22 protein-coding genes are annotated in these 20,699 nt (G+C 70.2%); 6 read left to right on the forward strand and 16 right to left on the reverse strand.

Annotated elements, in window-relative coordinates; all coding sequences use genetic code 11:
• Positions 1–43: 43 nt before the first annotated feature.
• The 11 genes from G9272_RS28245 to G9272_RS28295 form a co-directional block, all read right to left on the reverse strand.
• Positions 44–1,063, reverse strand: a complete 1,020-nt coding sequence (locus G9272_RS28245; protein WP_253268248.1) for a FecCD family ABC transporter permease — start codon at positions 1,061–1,063, stop codon at positions 44–46.
• Positions 1,064–1,350: 287 nt separating this feature from the next.
• Positions 1,351–2,337: a FecCD family ABC transporter permease gene (locus G9272_RS28250; RefSeq protein ID WP_171399123.1), complete on the reverse strand. Its 987-nt coding sequence runs from the start codon at positions 2,335–2,337 to the stop codon at positions 1,351–1,353.
• Between the two features lie 7 nt (positions 2,338–2,344).
• Positions 2,345–3,400: an iron-siderophore ABC transporter substrate-binding protein gene (locus G9272_RS28255; RefSeq protein WP_171399124.1), complete on the reverse strand. Its 1,056-nt coding sequence runs from the start codon at positions 3,398–3,400 to the stop codon at positions 2,345–2,347.
• Between the two features lie 73 nt (positions 3,401–3,473).
• Complete coding sequence (locus G9272_RS28260) at positions 3,474–4,268, reverse strand: hypothetical protein (protein WP_253267968.1); 795 nt, start codon at positions 4,266–4,268, stop codon at positions 3,474–3,476.
• An 81-nt stretch (positions 4,269–4,349) separates the two neighbouring features.
• Complete coding sequence (locus G9272_RS28265; RefSeq protein WP_171399125.1) at positions 4,350–5,486, reverse strand: serine hydrolase domain-containing protein; 1,137 nt, start codon at positions 5,484–5,486, stop codon at positions 4,350–4,352.
• Between the two features lie 60 nt (positions 5,487–5,546).
• Complete coding sequence (locus G9272_RS28270) at positions 5,547–6,239, reverse strand: DUF4389 domain-containing protein (RefSeq protein ID WP_171399126.1); 693 nt, start codon at positions 6,237–6,239, stop codon at positions 5,547–5,549.
• Between the two features lie 901 nt (positions 6,240–7,140).
• Positions 7,141–7,725 carry a hypothetical protein gene (locus G9272_RS28275; protein WP_171399127.1) on the reverse strand — a complete coding sequence of 195 codons (585 nt, stop codon included), beginning with the start codon at positions 7,723–7,725 and terminating at the stop codon, positions 7,141–7,143.
• Between the two features lie 506 nt (positions 7,726–8,231).
• Complete coding sequence (locus G9272_RS28280) at positions 8,232–8,669, reverse strand: GNAT family N-acetyltransferase (protein WP_171399128.1); 438 nt, start codon at positions 8,667–8,669, stop codon at positions 8,232–8,234.
• Positions 8,670–8,847: 178 nt separating this feature from the next.
• Positions 8,848–9,957 (reverse strand): AI-2E family transporter, encoded by a 1,110-nt coding sequence (locus G9272_RS28285; protein ID WP_171399129.1) that lies wholly within the window; start codon positions 9,955–9,957, stop codon positions 8,848–8,850.
• A 110-nt stretch (positions 9,958–10,067) separates the two neighbouring features.
• A complete protein-coding gene (gene msrA, locus G9272_RS28290; protein ID WP_171399130.1) occupies positions 10,068–10,784 on the reverse strand; it encodes a peptide-methionine (S)-S-oxide reductase MsrA in 717 nt (238 codons plus the stop codon).
• 96 nt (positions 10,785–10,880) lie between these two features.
• Positions 10,881–11,999: a hypothetical protein gene (locus G9272_RS28295; RefSeq protein ID WP_171399131.1), complete on the reverse strand. Its 1,119-nt coding sequence runs from the start codon at positions 11,997–11,999 to the stop codon at positions 10,881–10,883.
• A 154-nt stretch (positions 12,000–12,153) separates the two neighbouring features.
• Here G9272_RS28295 and G9272_RS28300 point away from each other — a divergent pair, with 154 nt between their 5' ends.
• A complete protein-coding gene (locus G9272_RS28300) occupies positions 12,154–13,308 on the forward strand; it encodes a cystathionine gamma-synthase (protein WP_171399132.1) in 1,155 nt (384 codons plus the stop codon).
• Positions 13,309–13,332: 24 nt separating this feature from the next.
• Here G9272_RS28300 and G9272_RS28305 read toward each other — a convergent pair whose 3' ends face one another.
• The 3 genes from G9272_RS28305 to G9272_RS28315 all read right to left on the reverse strand — a co-directional run bounded on the left by G9272_RS28305 (position 13,333) and on the right by G9272_RS28315 (position 14,733).
• Positions 13,333–13,581 carry a hypothetical protein gene (locus G9272_RS28305; RefSeq protein ID WP_171399133.1) on the reverse strand — a complete coding sequence of 83 codons (249 nt, stop codon included), beginning with the start codon at positions 13,579–13,581 and terminating at the stop codon, positions 13,333–13,335.
• On the reverse strand, positions 13,578–14,090 hold the full coding sequence (locus G9272_RS28310) for a sigma factor-like helix-turn-helix DNA-binding protein (RefSeq protein ID WP_171399134.1): 513 nt from the start codon (positions 14,088–14,090) through the stop codon (positions 13,578–13,580). Before G9272_RS28310 ends, G9272_RS28305 begins: the two co-directional genes overlap by 4 nt.
• Positions 14,091–14,223: 133 nt before the next feature.
• Complete coding sequence (locus G9272_RS28315; protein WP_171399135.1) at positions 14,224–14,733, reverse strand: MarR family winged helix-turn-helix transcriptional regulator; 510 nt, start codon at positions 14,731–14,733, stop codon at positions 14,224–14,226.
• 163 nt (positions 14,734–14,896) lie between these two features.
• Here G9272_RS28315 and ilvA point away from each other — a divergent pair, with 163 nt between their 5' ends.
• The 3 genes from ilvA (at position 14,897) to G9272_RS28330 (ending at position 18,187) form a co-directional block, all read left to right on the forward strand.
• Positions 14,897–16,126, forward strand: coding sequence for a threonine ammonia-lyase (gene ilvA, locus G9272_RS28320; protein ID WP_171399136.1), 1,230 nt, complete (start codon positions 14,897–14,899; stop codon positions 16,124–16,126).
• 169 nt (positions 16,127–16,295) lie between these two features.
• Positions 16,296–17,327 carry an ATP-binding cassette domain-containing protein gene (locus G9272_RS28325; protein ID WP_171399137.1) on the forward strand — a complete coding sequence of 344 codons (1,032 nt, stop codon included), beginning with the start codon at positions 16,296–16,298 and terminating at the stop codon, positions 17,325–17,327.
• The gene (locus tag G9272_RS28330; RefSeq protein ID WP_171399138.1) at positions 17,324–18,187 is read left to right on the forward strand and encodes an ABC transporter permease; all 864 of its coding nucleotides are present in this window, start codon (positions 17,324–17,326) and stop codon (positions 18,185–18,187) included. Before G9272_RS28325 ends, G9272_RS28330 begins: the two co-directional genes overlap by 4 nt.
• Positions 18,188–18,266: 79 nt before the next feature.
• Here the strand turns inward: G9272_RS28330 and greA are convergent, their stop codons facing one another.
• Positions 18,267–18,767: a transcription elongation factor GreA gene (gene greA, locus G9272_RS28335; protein WP_171399139.1), complete on the reverse strand. Its 501-nt coding sequence runs from the start codon at positions 18,765–18,767 to the stop codon at positions 18,267–18,269.
• 217 nt (positions 18,768–18,984) lie between these two features.
• The gene (locus G9272_RS28340) at positions 18,985–19,386 is read right to left on the reverse strand and encodes a DUF4307 domain-containing protein (protein WP_171399140.1); all 402 of its coding nucleotides are present in this window, start codon (positions 19,384–19,386) and stop codon (positions 18,985–18,987) included.
• A 125-nt stretch (positions 19,387–19,511) separates the two neighbouring features.
• Between G9272_RS28340 and mca the strand changes: the two genes are divergently transcribed.
• Complete coding sequence (mca, locus tag G9272_RS28345; RefSeq protein ID WP_054242565.1) at positions 19,512–20,372, forward strand: mycothiol conjugate amidase Mca; 861 nt, start codon at positions 19,512–19,514, stop codon at positions 20,370–20,372.
• A complete protein-coding gene (locus G9272_RS28350; RefSeq protein WP_171399141.1) occupies positions 20,365–20,628 on the forward strand; it encodes a hypothetical protein in 264 nt (87 codons plus the stop codon). Before mca ends, G9272_RS28350 begins: the two co-directional genes overlap by 8 nt.
• The last annotated feature ends 71 nt before the right edge of the window (positions 20,629–20,699 follow it).

Genomic DNA, 20,699 nt, shown 5'->3' on the forward strand with positions numbered 1-20,699 from the left:
CCCTTCTCGTCGCCGGACGGGCGCCGGACGGGCGCCGGACGTCTCAGGGGTCCCGTCGGTCCCTCCCCAGCAGCCACAGCAGATACGGCCCGCCCACCAGCGCGGTCAGCGCGCCGACCGGGATCTCCAGCGGCGGCAGCAGGGTGCGGGCGGCCAGGTCCGCGCCGACCAGGACCACCGCCCCCGTCAACGCGCTCGCCGCCAGAGGCAGTTGGGGTGTCCGTGTGAGACGGCGGGCCAGTTGGGGCGCGGTGAGGGCGACGAAGCCGATCGGTCCCGCCGCGCCCGTCGCGGTCGCCGCGAGCACCACCCCGAGCACGGTCAGACCGAGCCGCGTCCGGCCCACCCGTACGCCGAGCGCGGCCGCGGTGTCCGTGTCGAGGCCGAGCGGACGGACGGCCCTGCTCGCCCACACCAGCGCGGGCAGCGCGAGCAGGAGCACGGCGGCCAGCGGCCCCGCCTGCTCCCAGCCACGGCCGTTGAGGCTGCCGGTCAGCCACAGCTTGACCTGCTCGGCGGCCTCCAGCTCGCTGTCGGTGAGGTACAGCTGGACGATCGCGGACAGCGCGACACCGATGCCGACGCCGGTGAGCACGAAGCGGTTCGGATGCATCCCGCGGCGCCAGGCGAGCAGATAGACGAGGGCCGCGGCCGCGAGACCGCCCGCGACGGACACCGCGGGCATCGCGCCGGGCGAGGTGACGGCGCCGGTGGCGAGGGCGAGGACGGTCGCGGCGGCGGCGCCGTGTCCCACTCCGATCACGTCCGGACTGGCCAGCGGGTTGCGGGTGACCGTCTGCACGAGCGCACCGGAGAGCCCCAGGGCGGCGCCGACGAGGGCGCCGAGGGCGATACGCGGCACACGGAGCTCGCCCACGACCAGATCGTAGGGACCGGCGTCACCGCGCAGGGTGCGCCACACCTCGGCCGGCGGGACGTAGGTCTGGCCGAGACAGGCGGAGACGAGCATGACGGCCGCGAGGAGCAGCACGAGGGCCACGGCGACGCAGACGGAGCGGCGGTGCAGGAGGAGCGAGACCCGGGGGTGGGGGCGCAGAACCATGGAGCCCGCTGGACGCGCGGGCGACGCCCCGGTCTTCGCGGGCGGCACTCCGGTCTTCGCGGGCGGCATCCCGGTCTTGGTGGGCGGCACTCCGGTCTTCGCGGGCGGCACCGCGGTCTTCGCGGGCGGCATCCCGGTCTTGGTGGGCGGCACTCCGGTCTTCGCGGGCGGCACCGCGGTCTTCGCGGGCGGCATCCCGGTCTTGGTGGGCGGCACTCCGGTCTTGGTGGGCGGCATCCCGGTCTTCGTGGGCGCCGACCCGGGGTGTCCGTCCGTCGCCTCGGGGGTCATGTCGCCGCCCCCTTCCGCCGCACCAGCACCACCAGCACCGGCACCCCCACCAACGCCGTCATCACCCCGGCCGGCACCTCCGCGGGAGCCCGGACCACCCGTCCCGCCACATCCGCGAGCAGCAGCAACGCCGCGCCCAGCAGCGCGGACAACGGCAGCACGAGCCGATGCGCGGCACCGCGCGTGACCCGGCGGGCGAGGTGCGGAACGGCCAGACCCACGAAGGCGATCGGCCCTGCCGCGGCCACCGCGGACGCGGTCAGCAGGGTCGCCCCGAGCGCCGCGCACACCCGAACCGTGTGCACCCGGTGCCCCAGGGCCCGAGCCGTCTCGTCGCCGAGGGCCAGCGCGTCGAGGCCCCGCGCACACGCCAGCACCAGTGCCGCGCCCACCGCCAGGAACGGCAGCATCCGTACGACGGTGTCGGCCTCGCGCCCGCTCAACGCGCCGACCTGCCAGAACCGGAACTGGTCGAGAGTCGCCGAACTCGATGTCAGGACGACGTTCGTGGCGCCGGCGGTCATGGCGGACAGGGCGGTACCGGCCAACGCCAGCTTCACCGGCGAGGCCCCGCCCCGGCCCCGGGCGGCGATGGCGTACACCAGGCACGCGGCGGCGACGGCGCCGACGAAGGCGTACCGGACGTACCCGGAGAAGCCGTCGGCGAGGCCGAGCGAGACGGCGAGGACGACCCCGGCCGCGGCGCCCTGGCTGAGGCCGAGGATGCCGGGGTCGGCGAGCGGATTGCGGGTGACCGCCTGGAGGGCCGCCCCGGCGAGACCGAGCGCTGCTCCCGCCGTCAGTCCGATCTCCGTCCGCGGCAGCCGCAGCGACCGTACGACGAGGGCGTCCGGTGAGCTTCCGCCGTGCAGCAGGGCGTCGAGCACGGCGGACGGCGGCACGGCGCGGGTGCCGACGGCGAGGCTGAGCACGGCCGCGGCGGCCACCAGCAGGGCGGCCGCCGGCCAGGCGAGGTGTTTCACGGGACGGTTACCGTCCGAGGTTGTCGGCGAGCTCGGTGACGACCAGGCGGGCGGCGGTCGGACCGGCGTTGAGGTACCACGGATCGTCGTCGACCTTCACGGCGTGCCCGGCCTCGACGGCGCCCATCCCCTTCCACAGTGGCCCGGCCACCGTGCTCGCGGCGTCCGTCCTGCTCGCGTCCCCCTGGACCGAGTAGAAGATCCAGTCACCGTCCGCGGTGTCGATCTTCTCGGCGCTGAGGTCCTCCGAGATGGCGGCGAACCGCTGCGACTCGGGCCGGGAGAGCCCCATGTCGACGGCGATCGACCCGGTGAAGGACGACACGCCGAACATGCGGGTGCGGTCGGGGGTGAAGCGCACCATGGAGACGGTCGGGTCGCCCGTGACCGCGTCCCCCTCGGTCCGCGCGTCGCCGACGATCCCGTCGAGCAGCTTCTGCGCGGCCTGCCCCTTGCCGATCGCCTCGCCGACGAGCAGCAGATCGCGCTTCCAGTTGATGCCCTGTCCGGCCGTGACCACGGTCGGCGCGATCTTGGACAGCTTGGGGTAGAGGTCGCCCAGGGAGTCGTTGACCAGGATCAGGTCGGGCTTCGCGGCCGCGAGGGACTCCAGGTTGGGCGCCTGACGGGTGCCCGCGTCGGTCATCGCCGCGAGCTTCGCCTTGTACTGCGGGAAGGCGTCCGTCAGGTAGTCCGGGACCAGACCGGCGTTGTCGGCACGGGTGGAGGCGGTCGGGACGACACCGAGGCTGAGCAGGTCGTCGAGCTGCCCCGTGCTGATCACGGCGATCTTCTTCGGCTCCGCCTCGACGGTGGTGGTGCCCTGGAAGTGCTTGACCGTGCGGGGGAACGTTCCGTCGGTGTCGGTGTCCGCGCCCATGCCGTCGGCGAGGGTGCTGGGGGCGGCTGAGGGGCCCGCCGACGCCCCGGCGACGAGGTTGCGCTCACCCTCGGTCCTCGAGGAGGACTTGGCATCGTTGTCAGCGGCGGTCGAGCAGCCGACCAGCAGCCCTCCGACGACGACGGACACGCCCAGGGCGGACTTCCACTTCAACGTACGCACAGCACTGCTCCGATCACCACTACTAAGGCGAGCCTTACCTTAGCCGGTCCCGGAGTGCGGTGGGATTTCGGGGTCAGGCCACGGGGAACGACTCGCCGTCGCCGTAGGACCGTACGAGGACTCCGCCGCCCGGAGCGGGACGCACGGAATGGGCCCGGCCGCGCCCGGCCACCCGCGCGCGGCCGTCGCCACCCTCGCCCCCGATCTCCACCAGCGTGTTCTCGTCGATGGCCACCCCGTGCGCCAGCCGGCCGCCCGCCACGACCGCGGCCAGCCGTCCCAACGTCCCCCACTGCGCGGCATGGTTCTCCACCCCGAACGGCACGAGCCCCAGCCCGGGCCGGACCTCGATCTCCTCGAGATCCTCGGCGGTGTCCGGCGGACACACGGCGACCCCGTCCACCAGCCACCCCCCGACCACCGCGTCCCGCGCCGCCATCGCGGCTCCCGCGGAGAAACCGGCGTAGGGAAGTCCGCGCTCGAGAAGCAACGCGGACAGCGGACCGGAGGCCTCGGCGAACGCCTCCTGATACGCGGGCGTCAGCCCACCGCAGACGAACACCCCCGCCACGTCCTCGGTGACCGCGCCGACCTCGAACCGCTCCCCGATCGGCACCGGCAACGGCACGGGCGTACAGTCCCCGGCCTTGCGCAACGCGGCGTCGTACCGGGCGAACTGCTCGGCTCCGTCACCCTCGTCGACGACCACACAGAGGACGCGGGGCGCCGGCCCGGAACCGGATCCCGACGCCTCCGACACGGCGCGGGCGGCGCGCAGAAACGGCCCGTGGACGACGTCGACGACCGTCTCCTCCCACCCGCCGCCGATCAGGAACACGCCACCGCTGCTCTTCGTACCGTTGCTCACGCGCACTTCCCCCCTGGGCCCATGGACGACTCCGGCAAGTAACTCACGACGGGGGGCGGCCGGGTTCGGCCGGTTCGCGCTTCAGCCATCGGCCTGGAGCCCCTTGAGACCGTCGTAGGCGGCCATCACGATGTCCAGTCCCCGGGTGTCCTCCGCCGGTTCGCGCATCTGATTGGTCACGTAGGCCACCACCATGCGGGCCTCCGGCTCGATCATGACCGTCGAGCCGCCCCAACCGCCCCACCCGTAGGTGCCGCCGAACCGCCCGTAGCCCAGACCCCAGCTGATCGGCATGCCCAGGACGCGGTCCTCGCCGCTGAACTGCTCCTCCCAGGCCCGGTCGCAGCCCGCCCGCGACAGCAGCCGCACCCCGCGCACGGAGCCCCCGCACGCCATCGCCGACTGGACGAGGGCGACCGAGCGGGCGTTGCCGAAGCCGCTCGCCGCCGGGATCTGCGCCCGGCGCCAGGCCACGCTGTTGCCGTCACGGAGCCGGATCGCGGTCGGGGTGGTCGAGGAGGCCGGGTCCGCGGCGGTCGGGGGCGTCACGGTCCGCGCCGCGCCCGCCGTGTAGTCCTCGTCGCGGCCCGGCGGCGGCACCGTCGGCGCCACCCGGTGATCGTGTTCGGCCGGCAGCCCCATACGGAAGTCAGCGCCCAGCGGTCCGGCGATCTCGTCGGCGAAGAACTCGCCCGGGCTCCGGCCGGTGATCCGGCGCACGACCTCGCCCACGAGGAACCCCTGGGTGAGCGAGTGGTAGCCGGCCGCGCTGCCCGGCTCCCACTGCGGAGCCTGCGCGGCCAGTCGTGCCGTCGCGGCCGACCAGTCGTAGATCTCCGCCACCGTGCCGTCCCAGTCGGGCAGGCCGGCGGTGTGCGAGAGCAGGTGCCGTACCAGCACCGCCTCCTTGCCCGCCGCCGCGAACTCCGGCCAGTACCGGGCCACCGGCGCGTCCGGATCGAGCTCGCCCCGGTCGGCCAGAACCAGCGTGCACAGCGCCGTCATCGTCTTCGTGACGGACCAGACGTTGACGATCGTGTCCCGCTGCCAGGGGACACCGCGCGCCGCGTCGGCGAATCCGCCCCAGACGTCCACCACCGGCTCACCGTCCACGAAGACGGCCACCGAGCCGCCGACGTCCCCGCCGTCCAGCAGCGCGGCCAGCGCGGTGGGCACCGCGGTGAACAGATCGTCGTACGAGCCCTGGATGTCAGCCATGCCCGCCATTGAGCCCCCACGGGACGACCGGAGGCAACCGAATTCCGACGCCGACAGGCGCTACCGTCCGGGACCGCCCACCGGGGCCTGCCGGGTCTCCGCGGGCGGTGAGGCCTGTGCGCCCATGTCCAGACGGAACGGCGGGTACGCATCGGTCATCAGCGCCGCGTAGGCGGCCACCCGTGCGACCCAGCGGGCCAGGCCGAGCAGGAAGTCGAAAAGGTGCACCGGGTATCGGCCGGTGAACGCCAGGATGATCACGGCGACGAAGGAGAGGAAGAAGACGAGCCCACCGCCGTGCCAACGGTCCATTCCGCCCCAGCCCCAGTCGCCGACGAACATCCCCACGACGATGTACTGCGGGATGGCCAGCAGCCACCACTTCACCAGCACCAGACCGCGCGACAGACGCTCGGGATAGACGACGTCGAAATGCGCCGGGTAGTCGGGCACCTCGGCGAGGGTGAACGGCGGATACCGGTCGGTACCGAGCGCGGCGTGGGCGTAGTAGGCGACACGCCAGTTCCAGCGCATCACACCGACGTTGAAGTCGAAGAGCGACCGGGGGTATCGGGCCGTGAACAGGATCGCGAAGAACGCGACGACGGTCACGAAGGAGAACGCGATCCACAGGAAGAACAGCACGATGTAGTGCGGGATGGCGAGGAACCACTTCACCAGCCACATCCATCTGGACAACCGAGGATCGAGAAACGCCTCGATTCGCACAGGAGACACGGCGACCGGAATCATGGGGACCAGCTCCGTTCCCTGATCATGATCCCAGGCTCGCACACCGCAGGAAGAGCCGCGACCGGGGCTATTTCGTGTGCTCGATCGTCAAGGAGGCCATGGCGGCGTAGGCGAGGAGATTCGCGAAGCGCAGCCATGCGAGCAGGGGCCGAGTGCCGGTCTGCCACGGAGGCGATCAACCCAGTCGGGAAGGCGCTGTCGCACTCGGCCGGCGAAGGCCGTGCAGAGCGGCCGTGTCGCGGGCCCGCGGAGTACGCCGGCCGTCTGCCTTCTCCAGCCGGCGGCGCACAGCGAAGTCGTCCACCGCCTTCAGATGAACCGCTCGGCTCTCCTCCAACGTGTCCAGCGCGCGCAGCAAGGCCGCGGAATCTCTGCGCAGATCGGGAGCGGGGCATGCGGTGGCCGCCAGATAGGCCCACGTGGCGTTGAAGCCGAGCGGGCAGTAGCTTCCGACGGCACACCTCAGCGCCGTGTGCCGCCGAGGAAGCGGCAACCGCTCGTCACGTACTCCGCGCGCGTGCGTTCCGAAGCCCATCCGCGACCTCAGCCTTCGGCCTTGTGCAGGCCAGAGGGCAGGCGGGTGTCCTTGAGGTCTGTGAACGCAGCTTGATGATCCACGTCTGCGGATTGCCGGTTCCACCGTTCTTCAGTACCTAAGACCTATTTGTCCGTGGCTTCCGGCGCCGGAGCGATACCCGTCGGGCAGGAAGCCCCAGTGGGTTTTGGACGGGTCAATTGGCTGACGGTCGTCCCACCAGGCTTGTCGTGGAATGTTCCCCACGTCCGGCCGGCCTGTGCGGCAGATTGTACGGCGAACTTCTATGGCCGTCGTCCCGTCTTTGGATTTCGCTTTTCCTGTGAAGAGAAGTCGATTAAACGAGTATGCTCCGAGCGGGTGGCGCTACAGCGTGCCCAAAGCTTCGGTTGCGGCGCGAAGGAACCTTTGCCGTACAGGTGGAACGTCGATCGCCCCGTCCCAAGATCCTCGGTAGAGCATCTCTTCGGCTATCTTTGTCATCTGATCCCTCAGTTGCGGATCGTTTGTTTCGCGCATTCGGGTATTGAGTGCGTAGAACTCGGCTCGGAGTTCATCCGGGAAAGCCATGGCGGTCAGCTCGATAAAGGCCTGGCTGGTGACTTCTTGCACACTTTCCGGACCTGTGATCTGGATAGCGAAAGCGGCTGTACCAAGGCGTCCGTGAAGTTCCTGTACGTTACGCCAATTTTCGTATTTCGGTGGCCGTTCAATATGGAATCTTCCGCGAGCCAAAGTGTATTCGTCCCAGGTTCTGAGGAACTCTTCGTATGCTGTGGCGCGCTGGTTTCGCACCCATTGTGCACGCTCTGCTTGCGCTTGGTGATTTACTTGCTGTAGTAGGGCGACGGTGTTCTTCTCTGCTGCGATCTTCGCTCCGATGATCGCAGCGATTCCACCAAGTGCGGCACCCACCGCGCCCGCTGCTACAGCTGCCACGCCTGCGTCCATGGGGTCATGCTCTCCATTCAAGATGCCCGGCAAGCCTGGGATCTTGAACGGCGCCCGTGCCACCTTTTTGCTGTATCCGCGGCGTGGGGAGCCCGGCGTTCGGGACAGCTCCATGGGCGGTCCGTTGCTCTGGTCGGCCGCGCCCCGTGAGGATGAGCGCGAAGACGACTTCTACGGCCCGCCTCGAAGCCGGCTTGGACTCAGCGCCCGGACTGGCCGCATTGCGGCCAGGGCCACCGCATGGAGCACCTGTTCAGCATCACAGCGGAGCCAGCCTGTGGACATTGGCTCCCGCTGGACGAGCACGAATCCGGAACGACACAAACCGAAGGGGGACGCTCCAGTGGTCCAGGACGTCTTGGACACCATTGGGCTCGGGGACGCAGGGGGCTTCCATGTTCACCTACTGAGGTGACCCCCGTCCCGGCGAACCTGCGGTGCCATGTGACCCGTTGAACGCGGCGATGGCGTACGGGGACGGCCGCAGTGGTCCTTCTGCGAGCGGTCTACCTCTCGATCGGGAAGCGGTAGACCGTTGAGTCCCGGGCCTGGAAGCCTAGGCGTTCGTAGAGCCGGTTCGCTGCTGTTCTGTCCGGCCGAGAGGTGAGGTCAACTGTCCGGGTACCTGCCTGCCGGGCAATTCCAAGGGCCTCTTCGATGAGGAGGCCTGCGAGTCCCTGGCCCCGGGCGTCGTTGTCCACGACGACGTCTTCGACACGCGCCCGCAGGCCGGACGGCAGTGGCAACAGCACCAGAGTCAGGGTGCCGACGATCCGCTCGGATGTCCGGGCGATCAGCACGGTGTTCGCGTCGCAGGACACCATCCGGTCGACCGCTTGGTAGTCGAGGGGCTTCGCCGTCGAAGACAGTTGCGGCAGCAGCCGGCTGAAGGCATCGACTAGTTCCTGACTTGCTTCCCGGGCGATCTCCACGCGGACGTCCATGGCGTGAGGCTGTCCATCGCCCGGCACTGAGAGCACCTTGCGCGGACTACCCTTCCGGGGCTTCCGGGGCGGGCGCGATGCCCGTCGGGCAAGACGCCCCCAGTTCGCCTCGAACGGGTCACTTGGCTTGACCCCCGTCCGGCGAGCCTGTGCGGCTGCGTGCCCCACAGGGAGTTGCTCAACGGACGGCGGCGCCCGCGTCCGACGCGTCGGGCCCCGGAGGTGACGGTTCTCGTAGCTGCTCGCGCACGTAGTTCCAGACCACCGCGATCAGCGCGGCGATCGGTACTGCGAGCAGACTGCCCACGATGCCGGCCAGACTGCCGCCCAACGTCACCGCCAGCAGGATCACTGCCGCGTGGAGGCCGAGCCCACGACTTTGGATCATGGGCTGGAACACGTTGCCCTCGAGCTGCTGCACCACGACGATGATGGCCAGCACGATCAGCGCGTCCGTCAGGCCGTTGGAGACCAGCGCGATGAGAACCGCGACGAGGCCGGCGAACAGGGCACCGATGATCGGCACGAACGCGGAGACGAAGGTCAGCACCGCCAGCGGGAGCACCAGCGGTACCCCCACGATCCACAGGCCCAGGCCGATCAGGACGGCGTCGAGCAGGCCGACAGCCGCCTGGGAACGCACGAAAGCTCCCAGGGTGTCCCAGCTGCGCGCGGCCACGGCCGGGATGTCGGTGGCGAGCCGACCGGGCAGCTGACGGGCGAGCCACGGCAGGAACCGCGGGCCGTCCTTGAGGAAGAAGAACATCAGGAAGAGGGCCAGGACGGCGGTGACCAAGCCGTTCACCACGGTGCTCACTCCCGTGACGACAGCGCCGACCATGCTGCCGAGGCCGTCCTGTGCGCGGGAGACCGCGGTGTCGAAGGCCTTGTTGATCTGGGCGTCACCGATGTTCAACGGCGGCCCGGCGGCCCACTCGCGCAACTTCTGGATGCCTTCGACCACGCCGTCGGTCAGCTCGCCGGACTGGGATGCCACCGGTACCGCGATCAGCGCCACGACGCCGATGGCGACCAGGAGGAACAGCACCGTCACGGTCGATGCGGCGAGGGCGGGTTTCCACCCGCGACGAAGCAGGAAACGGGTCGGCGGCCAGGTCAGTGTGGTCAGAAGCAGGCCGACCACGAGCGGCCAGACGACCGACCACATCCGGCCCAGGATCCACAAAGTCACCGCGAGCATCAGGAATATGAGCAGCAACTCGGCGGAGGCACGCGCCGATGTGCGGAGCGCGGCGCGTGCTCTTGTGGAACTCAACGTGGCAGTCACGGATGCACCCTATTGGTACTCAAGTCACACCGGCATCGCTGTTCACGGTGTGCACGCCGCGGGCGCACGAGAGACGCCGGGTCGAGACAGAGCCCCCGGCGTCGGGCGGGCTACTTGTCCACGGCTTCCGGGGCTGGGACCACGCCCGTCGGACAGGACGCCCCCCAGTTCGTCTCGAACGGGGTACTCAGCTCGACCCCCGTCCCGCCCACCCCGCAGTAGCCTGCCGGGTTTTTGGCGAGGTACTGCTGGTGGTAGGTCTCGGCTGTGTAGAACGGGCGGTTCGGAGCCGGGAGGATCTCTGTGGTGATCGGGCCGTAGCCCGAGGTGGTGAGGACCTGCTGGTAGGACGCGCGGGAGGACTCCGCTGTTGTCGCCTGGGCCGGGGAGTGGGTGTAGATCGCGGAGCGGTACTGGGTGCCGACGTCGTTGCCCTGGCGGAAGCCCTGGGTGGGGTCATGGGATTCCCAGAACGTCTTCAGGAGGCGCTCGTAGGAGACCGCCGCCGGGTCGAAGACCACGCGGACGACCTCCGTGTGGGCGGTCAGGCCCGAGCAGACCTCCTCGTAGGTGGGGTACTCGGTGTGGCCGCCCTGGTAGCCGACCAGGGTCGTCCACACACCTGCCGGGAGCTGCCAGAACCTGCGCTCCGCGCCCCAGAAACAGCCCAGGCCGAAGTCGGCGACCTCCAGGCCCTCGGGGTAGGGGCCGAGGAGCGGATTGCCGAGGACGGTGTGGCGGTCGAGGACGGAGTACACCGGCGCCGGACGGCCTTGCAGAGCCTGCTCGGGCGTCGGGAGCTGGGGCGTGTGGCTGTGCGGGAACATGCGGTCTCCAGGGGGCGCTGAGGGTCCGTGCGGATCAACGTGCGCACGGCCCATCGGATTCCGGTCCGCCCCGGCTCCCTGCGGAACGGCCAGGGGTCAGTGCGGCAGTGTTGCCGGGTTGCCGCCGTTCGCCTCGTAGCCCGCCACCGCCAGTGCCCGGTAGACCGCGAACTCACCGGCCGGGTCGGGGGAGAGGGTCCACGGGAGGGCGCCCACATGGCCGTCCACGTGTATGAGCTGGTTCATCGCCTCCGACCAGCGCTCGGCGCGCACCAGGAAGAAGATCAGCAGGTGACGGACGTGCGCCAGCATCGGGTCGTCGGGACGGGCCGCGTGCACCGCGAACAGCGCGCCGTGCATCGCCTTCGTCACGACCTCGCTCTGGTAGAAGCCGCTGACCAGGTTCACCTCGGGGAGGTGCTCGAAGACCGCGAACAGCGGCATGGCCGCGAGGAGGGAGCCCTGGGGGGCTCGCGCGGCCGCCGCCTCCGCGAACGCGTTCGCCAGTTCGCGCGAGCCGTGCCACTTCTCGCACCAGTAGTGCAGGGCCGCCAGATGCGCCCCCATGTGCGCCGGGGCACGGTCCAGGATCTTCAGCCAGAGCTGCTCGAACTCCTTCTGGTCGTACTGGAGACCGCGGGCCACCGACAACTCGACGATGTACGGGATCGGATCACCGGGGGAGAGCAGCGCCGCCTGACCGCAGGCCTCCTTCGCCTCCTCCATGATGATCCGGAAGTCGTCCGTGCCCCGCGTCGACGTCCGCCACGCCTGCTGCACCAGGAACTCGGCGTGCACCGCCGCCCCGCCCGCGTCCTTCGGCGCCTCCGTGCGCCACACCCGCAGCCACTGCCCGCCCGGCGTCTCGCTGACCCCGCCCGGCCGCTGCTGGAGCTCCAGCGCCGCCGCGCCCGCAAACGCCTGCACACGCTGCCAGCGCAGCTCGCCCGCCGTCTCCGTGCCGGCCAGCAGCTGCTGTGCGGCCCGGTAGTCCTGCGTGTGCTGCACCACGTCCAGGACGTCCAGCAGGTCCTGGTCGGGGCCCGGCATGCGGATGTCCAGTTCCTCCGTGCGCACGAACCCGTAGGTCTCGGGGTCCGCGGCGTCCGGGTGGCCCGCCGGGACCTGCTCGATCATGCCGCGCCTGCGCCGCAGGAACGGCAGCAGCACGAAGCTGACCATGAGCAGCGCCATCAGGACGAACAGAATCTCCATGTCTCAAGCGAACCAGACCGCGCCGACAATTGGCCAACCCACCCCCGCGCCTGTGGAAAAAGGTCCCGGGGAGGGCCGTCCGCCGCCGTCCGTCCACGCCTGTGTACTGCCGCCGTCCCGCAGCAGGCCCGCGAGCGGACTACGCTCGGTGCTCATGAGCGACAGGCACATCAGTCAGCACTTCGAGACCCTCGCGATCCACGCGGGCAACACCGCCGATCCCCTCACCGGCGCGGTGGTCCCGCCGATCTACCAGGTCTCGACCTACAAGCAGGACGGCGTCGGCGGTCTGCGCGGCGGCTACGAGTACAGCCGCAGCGCCAACCCGACCAGGACCGCCCTGGAGGAGAACCTCGCCGCCCTCGAGGGCGGCCGCCGAGGTCTCGCGTTCGCTTCCGGACTGGCGGCCGAGGACTGCCTGTTGCGTACGCTGCTCAGCCCCGGTGACCACGTGGTGATCCCGAACGACGCCTACGGCGGCACGTTCCGGCTCTTCGCGAAGGTCGTCGCCCGCTGGGGTGTGGAGTGGTCGGTAGCCGACACGAGCGACGCCGCCGCCGTGCGGGCCGCGATCACCCCGAAGACCAAGGCCGTGTGGGTGGAGACCCCGTCCAACCCGCTCCTCGGCATCACCGACATCGCCGCCGTCGCCCAGGTCGCCCGGGAGGCGGGCGCCCGGCTCGTCGTCGACAACACCTTCGCCACGCCGTACCTTCAGCAGCCCCTGTCGCTCGGCGCGGACGTCGTGGTGCACTCCCTGACCAAGTACATGGGCGGTCACTCGGACGTCGTCGGCGGCGCGCTGATCACCGGCGACGCGGAGCTGGGCGAGGAGCTGGCGTACCACCAGAACGCGATGGGCGCGGTCGCCGGGCCCTTCGACTCCTGGCTGGTGCTGCGCGGCGCCAAGACGCTGTCGGTGCGCATGGACCGGCACAGCGAGAACGCCACCAAGGTCGCCGACATGCTGACACGGCACGCGCGCGTGACGAACGTGCTGTACCCGGGTCTGCCGGACCACCCCGGTCACGAGGTCGCGGCCAAGCAGATGCGGGCGTTCGGCGGCATGGTCTCCTTCCAGGTCGCCGGTGGCGAGGAGGCGGCCGTCGAGGTGTGCAACCGCGCCAAGGTGTTCACCCTCGGCGAGTCGCTGGGCGGCGTCGAGTCCCTCATCGAGCACCCGGGGCGCATGACGCACGCGTCCGTGGTCGGTTCGGCGCTGGAGGTCCCCGGTGACCTCGTCCGGCTCTCCGTCGGCATCGAGAACATCGACGATCTTCTCGCCGACCTTCAGCAGGCTCTCGGCTAGACAGCCGTCAGCCGGCCTTCGGGGTCACCAGCCGGTCAGCGGTGGAGTCGTCTGCGACGGCGGCTCCACCCACGGCTGGGCCACCACCGCCCAGACCGTGAACGCCACCGTGGCCGCGAACAGCAGCAGCCACAGCAGCCGCCGGGCGATCGTCCGGCGGCGCAGTATTCGGCCGCCCCGGCGTACGACGTCCGCGTGGAGTTCCCTCGGCACGTGCGGCGCGGTCCGCTCCATGATCTGCCGTACGGCGGCCTCCCGCTCGGGCCGGTTCACGACGCCGCCGCCTTCGCCCGGTGCACCGCGGGCGCCGGGCCCCGGGGCGGATGCAGAAGCGTCGCCGTCGCCCGGTCGCAGACCGTGCGGATCCGTTCCGTCGGCAGGCCGAGCAGGGCCGCCACCTGTTCCTCGGCGACACCTTCGTAGAGCCTGAGGACCAGGACGAGGCGCTCCTGGGGGCTGAGCCGTGCCAGCGGGCCCACGGCGGGGAGCGGCCGACCGCGGCCGAGGGGCAGCGCCGCGTACCGGTGCCAGGCGCCGAGGGCGAAGCGGGTGGCCAGGTACTCGCGGGCCCGGTTGTAGGGGTCCTCGCCGTGCAGCCGGTCCCAGGACGCGTACGTGTGCGCGAGGGCGAACGTCAGCAGGCGCCGCGCGCGCGGGTTGTCGGCCGGGGCCTCCGCCGTGAGCAGCGTGGCGGCGTGCAGCAACCGCCCGCCCGCTCCGGCGACGAACGCCTCGAACTCCCGTGCCCGGCGGGCTTCCTGGGCCGCACGCCTCTCTCGCACACCGAGCCTCCCGCCTGACGGCGTCCCCCTGGAGGGCCATACGCCCCGGTCTCATATGAGGCCAGGGGTGGGCTTTCGGTCAAGAGCCGCGCACGGCCGCCGGAAAGTCGCCGCACGCGCGCGTGCGACCGGTTCAGGAAGCGGCCGACGACGGCTCCGCGCCCGGTACGCCCTGGGCCGCCATCCGGGAGGACAGCGCGGTGTTGAAGCGGGTGAGGAGATCGCAGAACGTCTCGCGCTCCTCCGGCGCCCAGTCGTCCGTCAACTCGGCCATCAACTGACGCCGGGACGACCGTACTTCCTCCAGCCGGGACTGCCCGCGCGGGGACAGCTGGAGCACCACGGCCCGTCCGTCCTCGGGGTGCGAGGTCCGCTTGACCAGGCCGGTGTCGACGAGCGGAGCCACCTGCCGGGTGACGGTGGACGAGTCGATGCCCATGCTCGCGGCGAGCGCCTTGACGCCCATCGGGCCTTCCTTGTCGAGGCGGTTGAGCAGCAGGTACGCGGCGCGGTCCATGGAGTTGCGCACCTGCCCGACGCCGCCGAGCCGGGTCTGTTCGGCACGGCGGGCGAACACCGCGACCTCGTGCTGCAAGGTGTCGAGAAGACCGGTGTCACCGACGGTCGTCATGTCCATCGACATTTCAGGTGTTGTGGGCATGGCCGGGGGCTCACTTCATGAAGGGGCTGCTGGAATGGGGGACAGAGTACGCGGCTGGAAGGCGGGTCGTACCGACGCTGCGGAAACCGGTCTCGGAGGTTGGTCACAGCGGTCGTGGCCGCCTGTGAACTGCGATGCTGGAGTCATGAGCTACCGCACGGCTGACTCCTTGCGTCCCGTCACCCTCGACGATGTGCGCGGGGCCCAGAAGATGCTGTCGGGCGTGGCGCGGGTGACCGCGATGGAGGGCAGCAGGCACCTGTCCCAGCTGGTCGGGGCGCCGGTGCACTTCAAGTGCGAGAACCTCCAGCGGACGGGGTCGTTCAAGCTGCGCGGCGCGTACGTCCGGATCGCCGGGCTGCTGCCGGAGGAGCGGGCCGCCGGGGTCGTCGCGGCCAGCGCGGGCAACCACGCGCAGGGCGTGGCGCTGGCCTCGTCGGTGCTGGGCGTGCGCTCCACGGTGTTCATGCCCCAGGGCGCTCCGCTGCCGAAGATCAGCGCCACCCGTGAGTACGGCGCGGAGGTGCGCCTGCACGGTCAGGTGGTCGACGAGACGCTGGCCGCGGCGCAGGAGTACGCGGCCGAGACGGGTGCGGTGTTCATCCACCCCTTCGACCACCCGGACATCATCGCGGGACAGGGCACGGTCGGCCTGGAGATCCTGGAGCAGTGCCCGGAGGTGCGCACGATCGTCGTCGGGATCGGCGGCGGCGGGCTGGCGGCGGGCATCGCGGTCGCGGTGAAGGCGCTGCGGCCGGACGTGCGGATCGTCGGGGTGCAGGCGGCGGGGGCCGCGGCGTACCCGCCCTCGCTGGCGGCCGGGCGGCCGATGTCGATCCGCACCCCGGCGACGATGGCCGACGGCATCAAGGTCGGCCGGCCCGGCGACGTACCGTTCTCCATCGTCGGCGATCTCGTGGACGAGGTGCGCACGGTGACGGAGGACGAGCTGGCCGCGGCGCTGCTGCTGTGCCTGGAGCGGGCCAAGCTGGTCGTCGAGCCGGCCGGGGCGAGCCCGGTGGCCGCGCTGCTCAGCGCGCCCGGCGCCTTCGAGGGCCCGGTCGTCGCGGTCCTGTCCGGCGGCAACGTCGACCCGGTGCTGATGGAGCGCGTCCTGCGGCACGGCATGGCGGCGCAGGGCCGCTACCTGGCCGTACGCCTGCGGCTGACGGACCGGCCGGGCGCCCTTGCCACACTTCTGGGGGCGTTGTCGGTGGTCGACGCCAACGTCTTGGACGTGAGCCATCTGCGGACCGACCCCCGGCTCGGGCTGACCGAGGCGGAGGTCGAGCTGCACCTGGAGACGAAGGGGCCGGAGCACTGCGCCGAGGTCCGCCGAGCCCTGCGCGACGCCGGCTACACCGTCATCGACTGAAGCCGACAGGGGCTTCGAGCCGTTCGTCACTCGTTCGAGAAAGAGCATTGTGAGACGCGATACATCGCGTTACGGTGTGTCTCGCGCCGCTCCCCCCACCCCTCATCGGGCGGAACGAAAAGCACAAACCTAGGCTTTCCGAAGAATCCTCAATGACGTGGAGACTGATATGCCAGGTGCCATCTACGCCGAAGGCCTGGTGAAGACCTTCGGCGACGTAAAGGCTCTGGACGGCGTGGACCTGGACGTCCCGGAGGGCACGGTCCTGGGCCTGCTCGGGCCGAACGGAGCGGGCAAGACCACCACGGTCCGCTGCTTGACCACGCTCCTGCGCCCCGACCGCGGCCGGGCCATGGTCGCCGGCCTCGACGTGCTCAAGCACCCCAACGAGGTCCGCCGCTCCATCGGCCTGTCCGGCCAGTTCGCGGCGGTCGACGAATACCTCACCGGCCGCGAGAACCTCCAGATGGTCGGCCGGCTCTACCAGATGAAGGCGGGCCCGGCGAAGGCCCGGGCCGCCGAGCTGCTCGACCAGTTCGGCCTCACGGAAGCCGCCGACCGCACCGCCAAGACCTACTCCGGAGGCATGCGCCGCCGCCTCGACCTGGCCGCGGCACTGGTCGTCTCACCGCCCGTGATGTTCATGGACGAGCCGACGACCGGCCTCGACCCGCGCAACCGCCAGATGCTGTGGGAGGTGATCAAGCGCCTCGTCTCCGGCGGCACGACGCTGCTGCTCACCACGCAGTACCTCGAAGAGGCCGACCATCTCGCGCACGACATCGCGGTCGTCGACCACGGCCGGGTGATCGCCCGCGGCACATCCGACCAGCTCAAGGCCCGCACCGGCGGAGAGCGGGTGGAGGTTGTCGTGCACGACCGCGGGCACATCGCGACGGCCGCGGAGGTACTCGCCGGCTTCGGCAAGGGCGAGACCACCGTCGAGCAGCACACCCGCAAGCTCACCGTGCCCGTCACCGGCGGTGCCAAGCTCCTCGCCGAGGTCATCCGTGAGCTCGACACCCGTGGCATCGAGATCGACGACATCGGCCTGCGCCGCCCCACCCTCGACGACGTCTTCCTGTCCCTGACGGGACACGTCGCCGAGACGAAGGCCGAGGAGGACGAAGAGAACCGACAGAACGACCGGCGCGGCCAGAGTGGTCAGAGCGGACAGAGCGAGAGGGAGACCGTCAAATGAGTGCCGTCACCGACGCCGTACGCGGCGCGGCGCCCAAGCCCGCCCATCCGCTGGGACAGTCCGTCCGCGACTCCCTGGTCATCGCGAAGCGCAACCTGATCCGGATGTCCCGCATCCCGGAGATGGTTATTTTCGGGCTCATCCAGCCGATCATGTTCGTGGTGCTGTTCACCTACGTGTTCGGCGGGTCCATGCAGATCGGCGGCAGCACGAGCGCCACCGACTACACGAACTTCCTGATGGCGGGCATCTTCGCGCAGACCGTCACCTTCGCCACCGCAGGAGCAGGCGCGGGCATCGCAGACGACATGCACAAGGGCCTCATCGACCGCTTCCGGTCCCTGCCCATGGCGCGCGGCGCGGTGCTCACCGGCCGCACCCTCGCCGACCTCGTGCAGACGGCGCTCACCCTGCTCGTCCTGGCGGTGGTCGCCCTCCTGGTCGGCTGGCGCGTCGGCTCCGACGGCAGCACCAACGCCGCCCGGGTCCTGGCCGCCTTCGGGCTGCTGCTCCTGCTCGGCTACGCCTTCACCTGGATCGGGGCCCTGATCGGCCTGAGCGTGCGCACCCCCGAGGCGGCCACCTCCGGCGGGCTGATCTGGCTCTTCCCGGTGACCTTCATCTCCAACGCGTTCGTGGACACCAGCAACATGACGCCCTGGCTGCGTCACATCGCCGAGTGGAACCCGTTCAGTGCCACCGTCCAGGCCTGCCGGGTGCTCTTCGCCAACCCGGGCCAGTCGACGTCCGACGCCTGGCCCATGCAGCACCCGGTCTGGGCCTCGCTGATCTACTCGGTGCTGATCGTCGTGATCTTCCGGACGCTGGCGGTTCGCAAGTATCGCTCGGCGACGGCCTGAGTACTGCCGGGCATGACGAAGCCCCCGGCGGCGCGGGCGCCGGGGGCCGGTCACAGCGGGGGCGACGGACAGGGACCGGTCAGCCGCTGTAGGCCTCGGCCTTGAGAATGCGCACGGAGGCCTTCTTGCCGTTGGGCAGCTCGTACTCGGCGTTCTCGCCGACCTTGTGGCCGATCACGCCGGTGCCGAGCGGGGACTGCGGCGAGTAGGTCTCGATGTCCGAGCTCGCGTACTCGCGCGAGGCGAGCAGGAACGTCATGGTGTCGTCCTCGTCACCGTCGAAGGCGATCGTCACGACCATGCCGGGCGCCACCGCGCCGTCGGCGGAGGCCGGGGTCTCGCCGACCTTGGCGTTGTCGAGAAGCTGGGTCAGCTGGCGCACACGGAGCTCCTGCTTGCCCTGCTCCTCCTTGGCCGCGTGGTACCCACCGTTCTCACGCAGGTCCCCCTCCTCGCGCGCGGCCGCGATCTTGGCGGCGATCTCCGTGCGCGCAGGACCAGTAAGGTACTCAAGCTCGACCTTGAGCTTGTTGTACGCCTCCTGGGTCAGCCAGGTGACGGACTCGCTGGTCTGGGTCACAGGTGCTCCTCGTCGGTACTGGGAATACAAAGCGTCGCCCTACCAAAAGCATGTTCCTCAGGTGATGGGCGAAACCACGAGCCTAACAATTCAGTGGCCGAAGGGGGAGGACATAAGCCATCAGAATTACGTCGACGCAGGTCAGCGCGTACGTATTGCGGAGGATGCCTCTCGCCCGGCGGACCCGGCGGCAGTCTGCGTCAGTCGGCGGTCCGCGTCAGTCGGCGTGACAGCCGAGCAGCTCCGCCGTCGTGCCCTTCGCCGTCGTACGCAGCGTGACCGTCTTGTCGATGCGCGTGTCCGAACCGGCGAAGCGGAAGTCCGCCCGGCCCACCTCGGCGCCGTTGGCCGCCTGTGAGCGCACCGTGCAGTAGCCGCTCGCGCCCGAGTCCTTGCGGACCTCCAGGTGGAGCTGTACCGCCTCGTCCGAGGTCGCCTTGAAGGTGATCACCTCGGCGCTGATCTTGTTCTGGCCGACATAGTGGTAGGCGAAGTAGCCGACCAGGGCGAGCAGGAACGCGCCCAGCACGGCGCCGGTGATCCTGAGCTTGTGGTCGGCCCGCTCGTCCGAGGAACGGCCGTAGCGGCCCTCGGGGAGTCGCGTGCTCGCCGTACTCATGATCGTCCTCCCGGCACGGAATTATTCGCCTCCCGATTCGGTCACTATAGAAGCCTGCGATCGCGCCGGTTCACACCGGGCGCCGACTTACCGAGGATTGAGTCTTGACTGACCAGCTGCGACTGATGGCCGTTCACGCGCACCCCGACGACGAGTCGAGCAAGGGCGCGGCCACCATGGCGAAGTACGTGTCCGAGGGGGTGGACGTGCTGGTGGTGACCTGCACGGGCGGGGAGCGCGGCTCCATCCTCAATCCCAAGCTTCAGGGCGACAAGTACATCGAGGAGCACATCCACGAGGTACGCAAGAAGGAGATGGACGAGGCCCGCGAGATCCTCGGCGTCAAGCAGGAGTGGCTCGGCTTCATCGACTCGGGCCTGCCCGAGGGCGACCCGCTGCCGCCGCTGCCCGACGGCTGCTTCGCCCTGGAGGACGTCGACAAGGCGGCCGGTGAACTGGTGAAGCAGATCCGCTCCTTCCGTCCCCAGGTGATCACCACCTACGACGAGAACGGCGGCTACCCGCACCCCGACCACATCATGACCCACAAGATCTCGATGGTGGCGTTCGAGGGCGCGGACGACGCCGCGAAGTACCCCGAGGCCGAGTTCGGTCCCGTGTACCGGCCGTCGAAGCTGTACTACAACCAGGGCTTCAACCGTCCCCGCACCGAGGCGCTGCACCACGCGATGCTCGACCGCGGCCTGGAGTCGCCCTACGGGGAGTGGCTCAAGCGCTGGGACGAGTTCGGCCAGAAGGAGCGCACGCTCACCACGCACGTTCCGTGCGCCGACTTCTACGAGATCCGCGACAAGGCGCTGATCGCGCACGCCACGCAGATCGACCCCGACGGCGGCTGGTTCCGGGTGCCGATGGAGATCCAGAAGGAGGTCTGGCCCACGGAGGAGTACGAGCTGGCGAAGTCCCGCGTCGATACCTCCCTCCCCGAGGACGACCTCTTTGCGGGCATCCGCGACAATGCCTGACATGAGCGCAAGCGTGAGCCTGGCAATGACGCACCTCGCCCCCCTGGCCAAGGAGGTCGACGAGAACAAGGTCACCCCCGGCGTCCTCGGCTTCATCGTCTTCGCGGCGATGGCCGTGGCGGTGTGGGGCCTGATGAAGTCCATGAGCAAGCACATGGGCAAGGTCGACTTCAAGGAGCCGGCCGACCCGGAGCAGACCTCCGCCGCCGGCCCGACGAAGGCGACCGCGACGGGGAAGCCCTCCTCGACCTCGTGAGGCGAGTGCGCGACAGGAGTGCGTGACGAGCCGACGAGCGAGCGGCTCGGCAAGGACGCGCGCGGGGGTGC

The organism is Streptomyces asoensis (assembly GCF_013085465.1).
In the GTDB taxonomy this organism is placed as follows: Bacteria; Actinomycetota; Actinomycetes; order Streptomycetales; family Streptomycetaceae; genus Streptomyces; species Streptomyces cacaoi_A.

Coding starts and splice junctions, on each gene's coding strand:
- G9272_RS28245 (WP_253268248.1), bottom strand. CDS start 1,063: ATGGTTCTGCGCCCCCACCCCCGGGTCTCGCTCCTCCTGCACCGCCGC.
- G9272_RS28265 (WP_171399125.1), bottom strand. CDS start 5,486: ATGGCTGACATCCAGGGCTCGTACGACGATCTGTTCACCGCGGTGCCC.
- G9272_RS28270 (WP_171399126.1), bottom strand. CDS start 6,239: ATGATTCCGGTCGCCGTGTCTCCTGTGCGAATCGAGGCGTTTCTCGAT.
- G9272_RS28275 (WP_171399127.1), bottom strand. CDS start 7,725: ATGGACGCAGGCGTGGCAGCTGTAGCAGCGGGCGCGGTGGGTGCCGCA.
- G9272_RS28280 (WP_171399128.1), bottom strand. CDS start 8,669: ATGGACGTCCGCGTGGAGATCGCCCGGGAAGCAAGTCAGGAACTAGTC.
- msrA (WP_171399130.1), bottom strand. CDS start 10,784: ATGTTCCCGCACAGCCACACGCCCCAGCTCCCGACGCCCGAGCAGGCT.
- G9272_RS28295 (WP_171399131.1), bottom strand. CDS start 11,999: ATGGAGATTCTGTTCGTCCTGATGGCGCTGCTCATGGTCAGCTTCGTG.
- G9272_RS28300 (WP_171399132.1), top strand. CDS start 12,154: ATGAGCGACAGGCACATCAGTCAGCACTTCGAGACCCTCGCGATCCAC.
- G9272_RS28315 (WP_171399135.1), bottom strand. CDS start 14,733: ATGTCGATGGACATGACGACCGTCGGTGACACCGGTCTTCTCGACACC.
- ilvA (WP_171399136.1), top strand. CDS start 14,897: ATGAGCTACCGCACGGCTGACTCCTTGCGTCCCGTCACCCTCGACGAT.
- G9272_RS28325 (WP_171399137.1), top strand. CDS start 16,296: ATGCCAGGTGCCATCTACGCCGAAGGCCTGGTGAAGACCTTCGGCGAC.
- G9272_RS28330 (WP_171399138.1), top strand. CDS start 17,324: ATGAGTGCCGTCACCGACGCCGTACGCGGCGCGGCGCCCAAGCCCGCC.
- G9272_RS28340 (WP_171399140.1), bottom strand. CDS start 19,386: ATGAGTACGGCGAGCACGCGACTCCCCGAGGGCCGCTACGGCCGTTCC.
- mca (WP_054242565.1), top strand. CDS start 19,512: ATGGCCGTTCACGCGCACCCCGACGACGAGTCGAGCAAGGGCGCGGCC.
- G9272_RS28350 (WP_171399141.1), top strand. CDS start 20,365: ATGCCTGACATGAGCGCAAGCGTGAGCCTGGCAATGACGCACCTCGCC.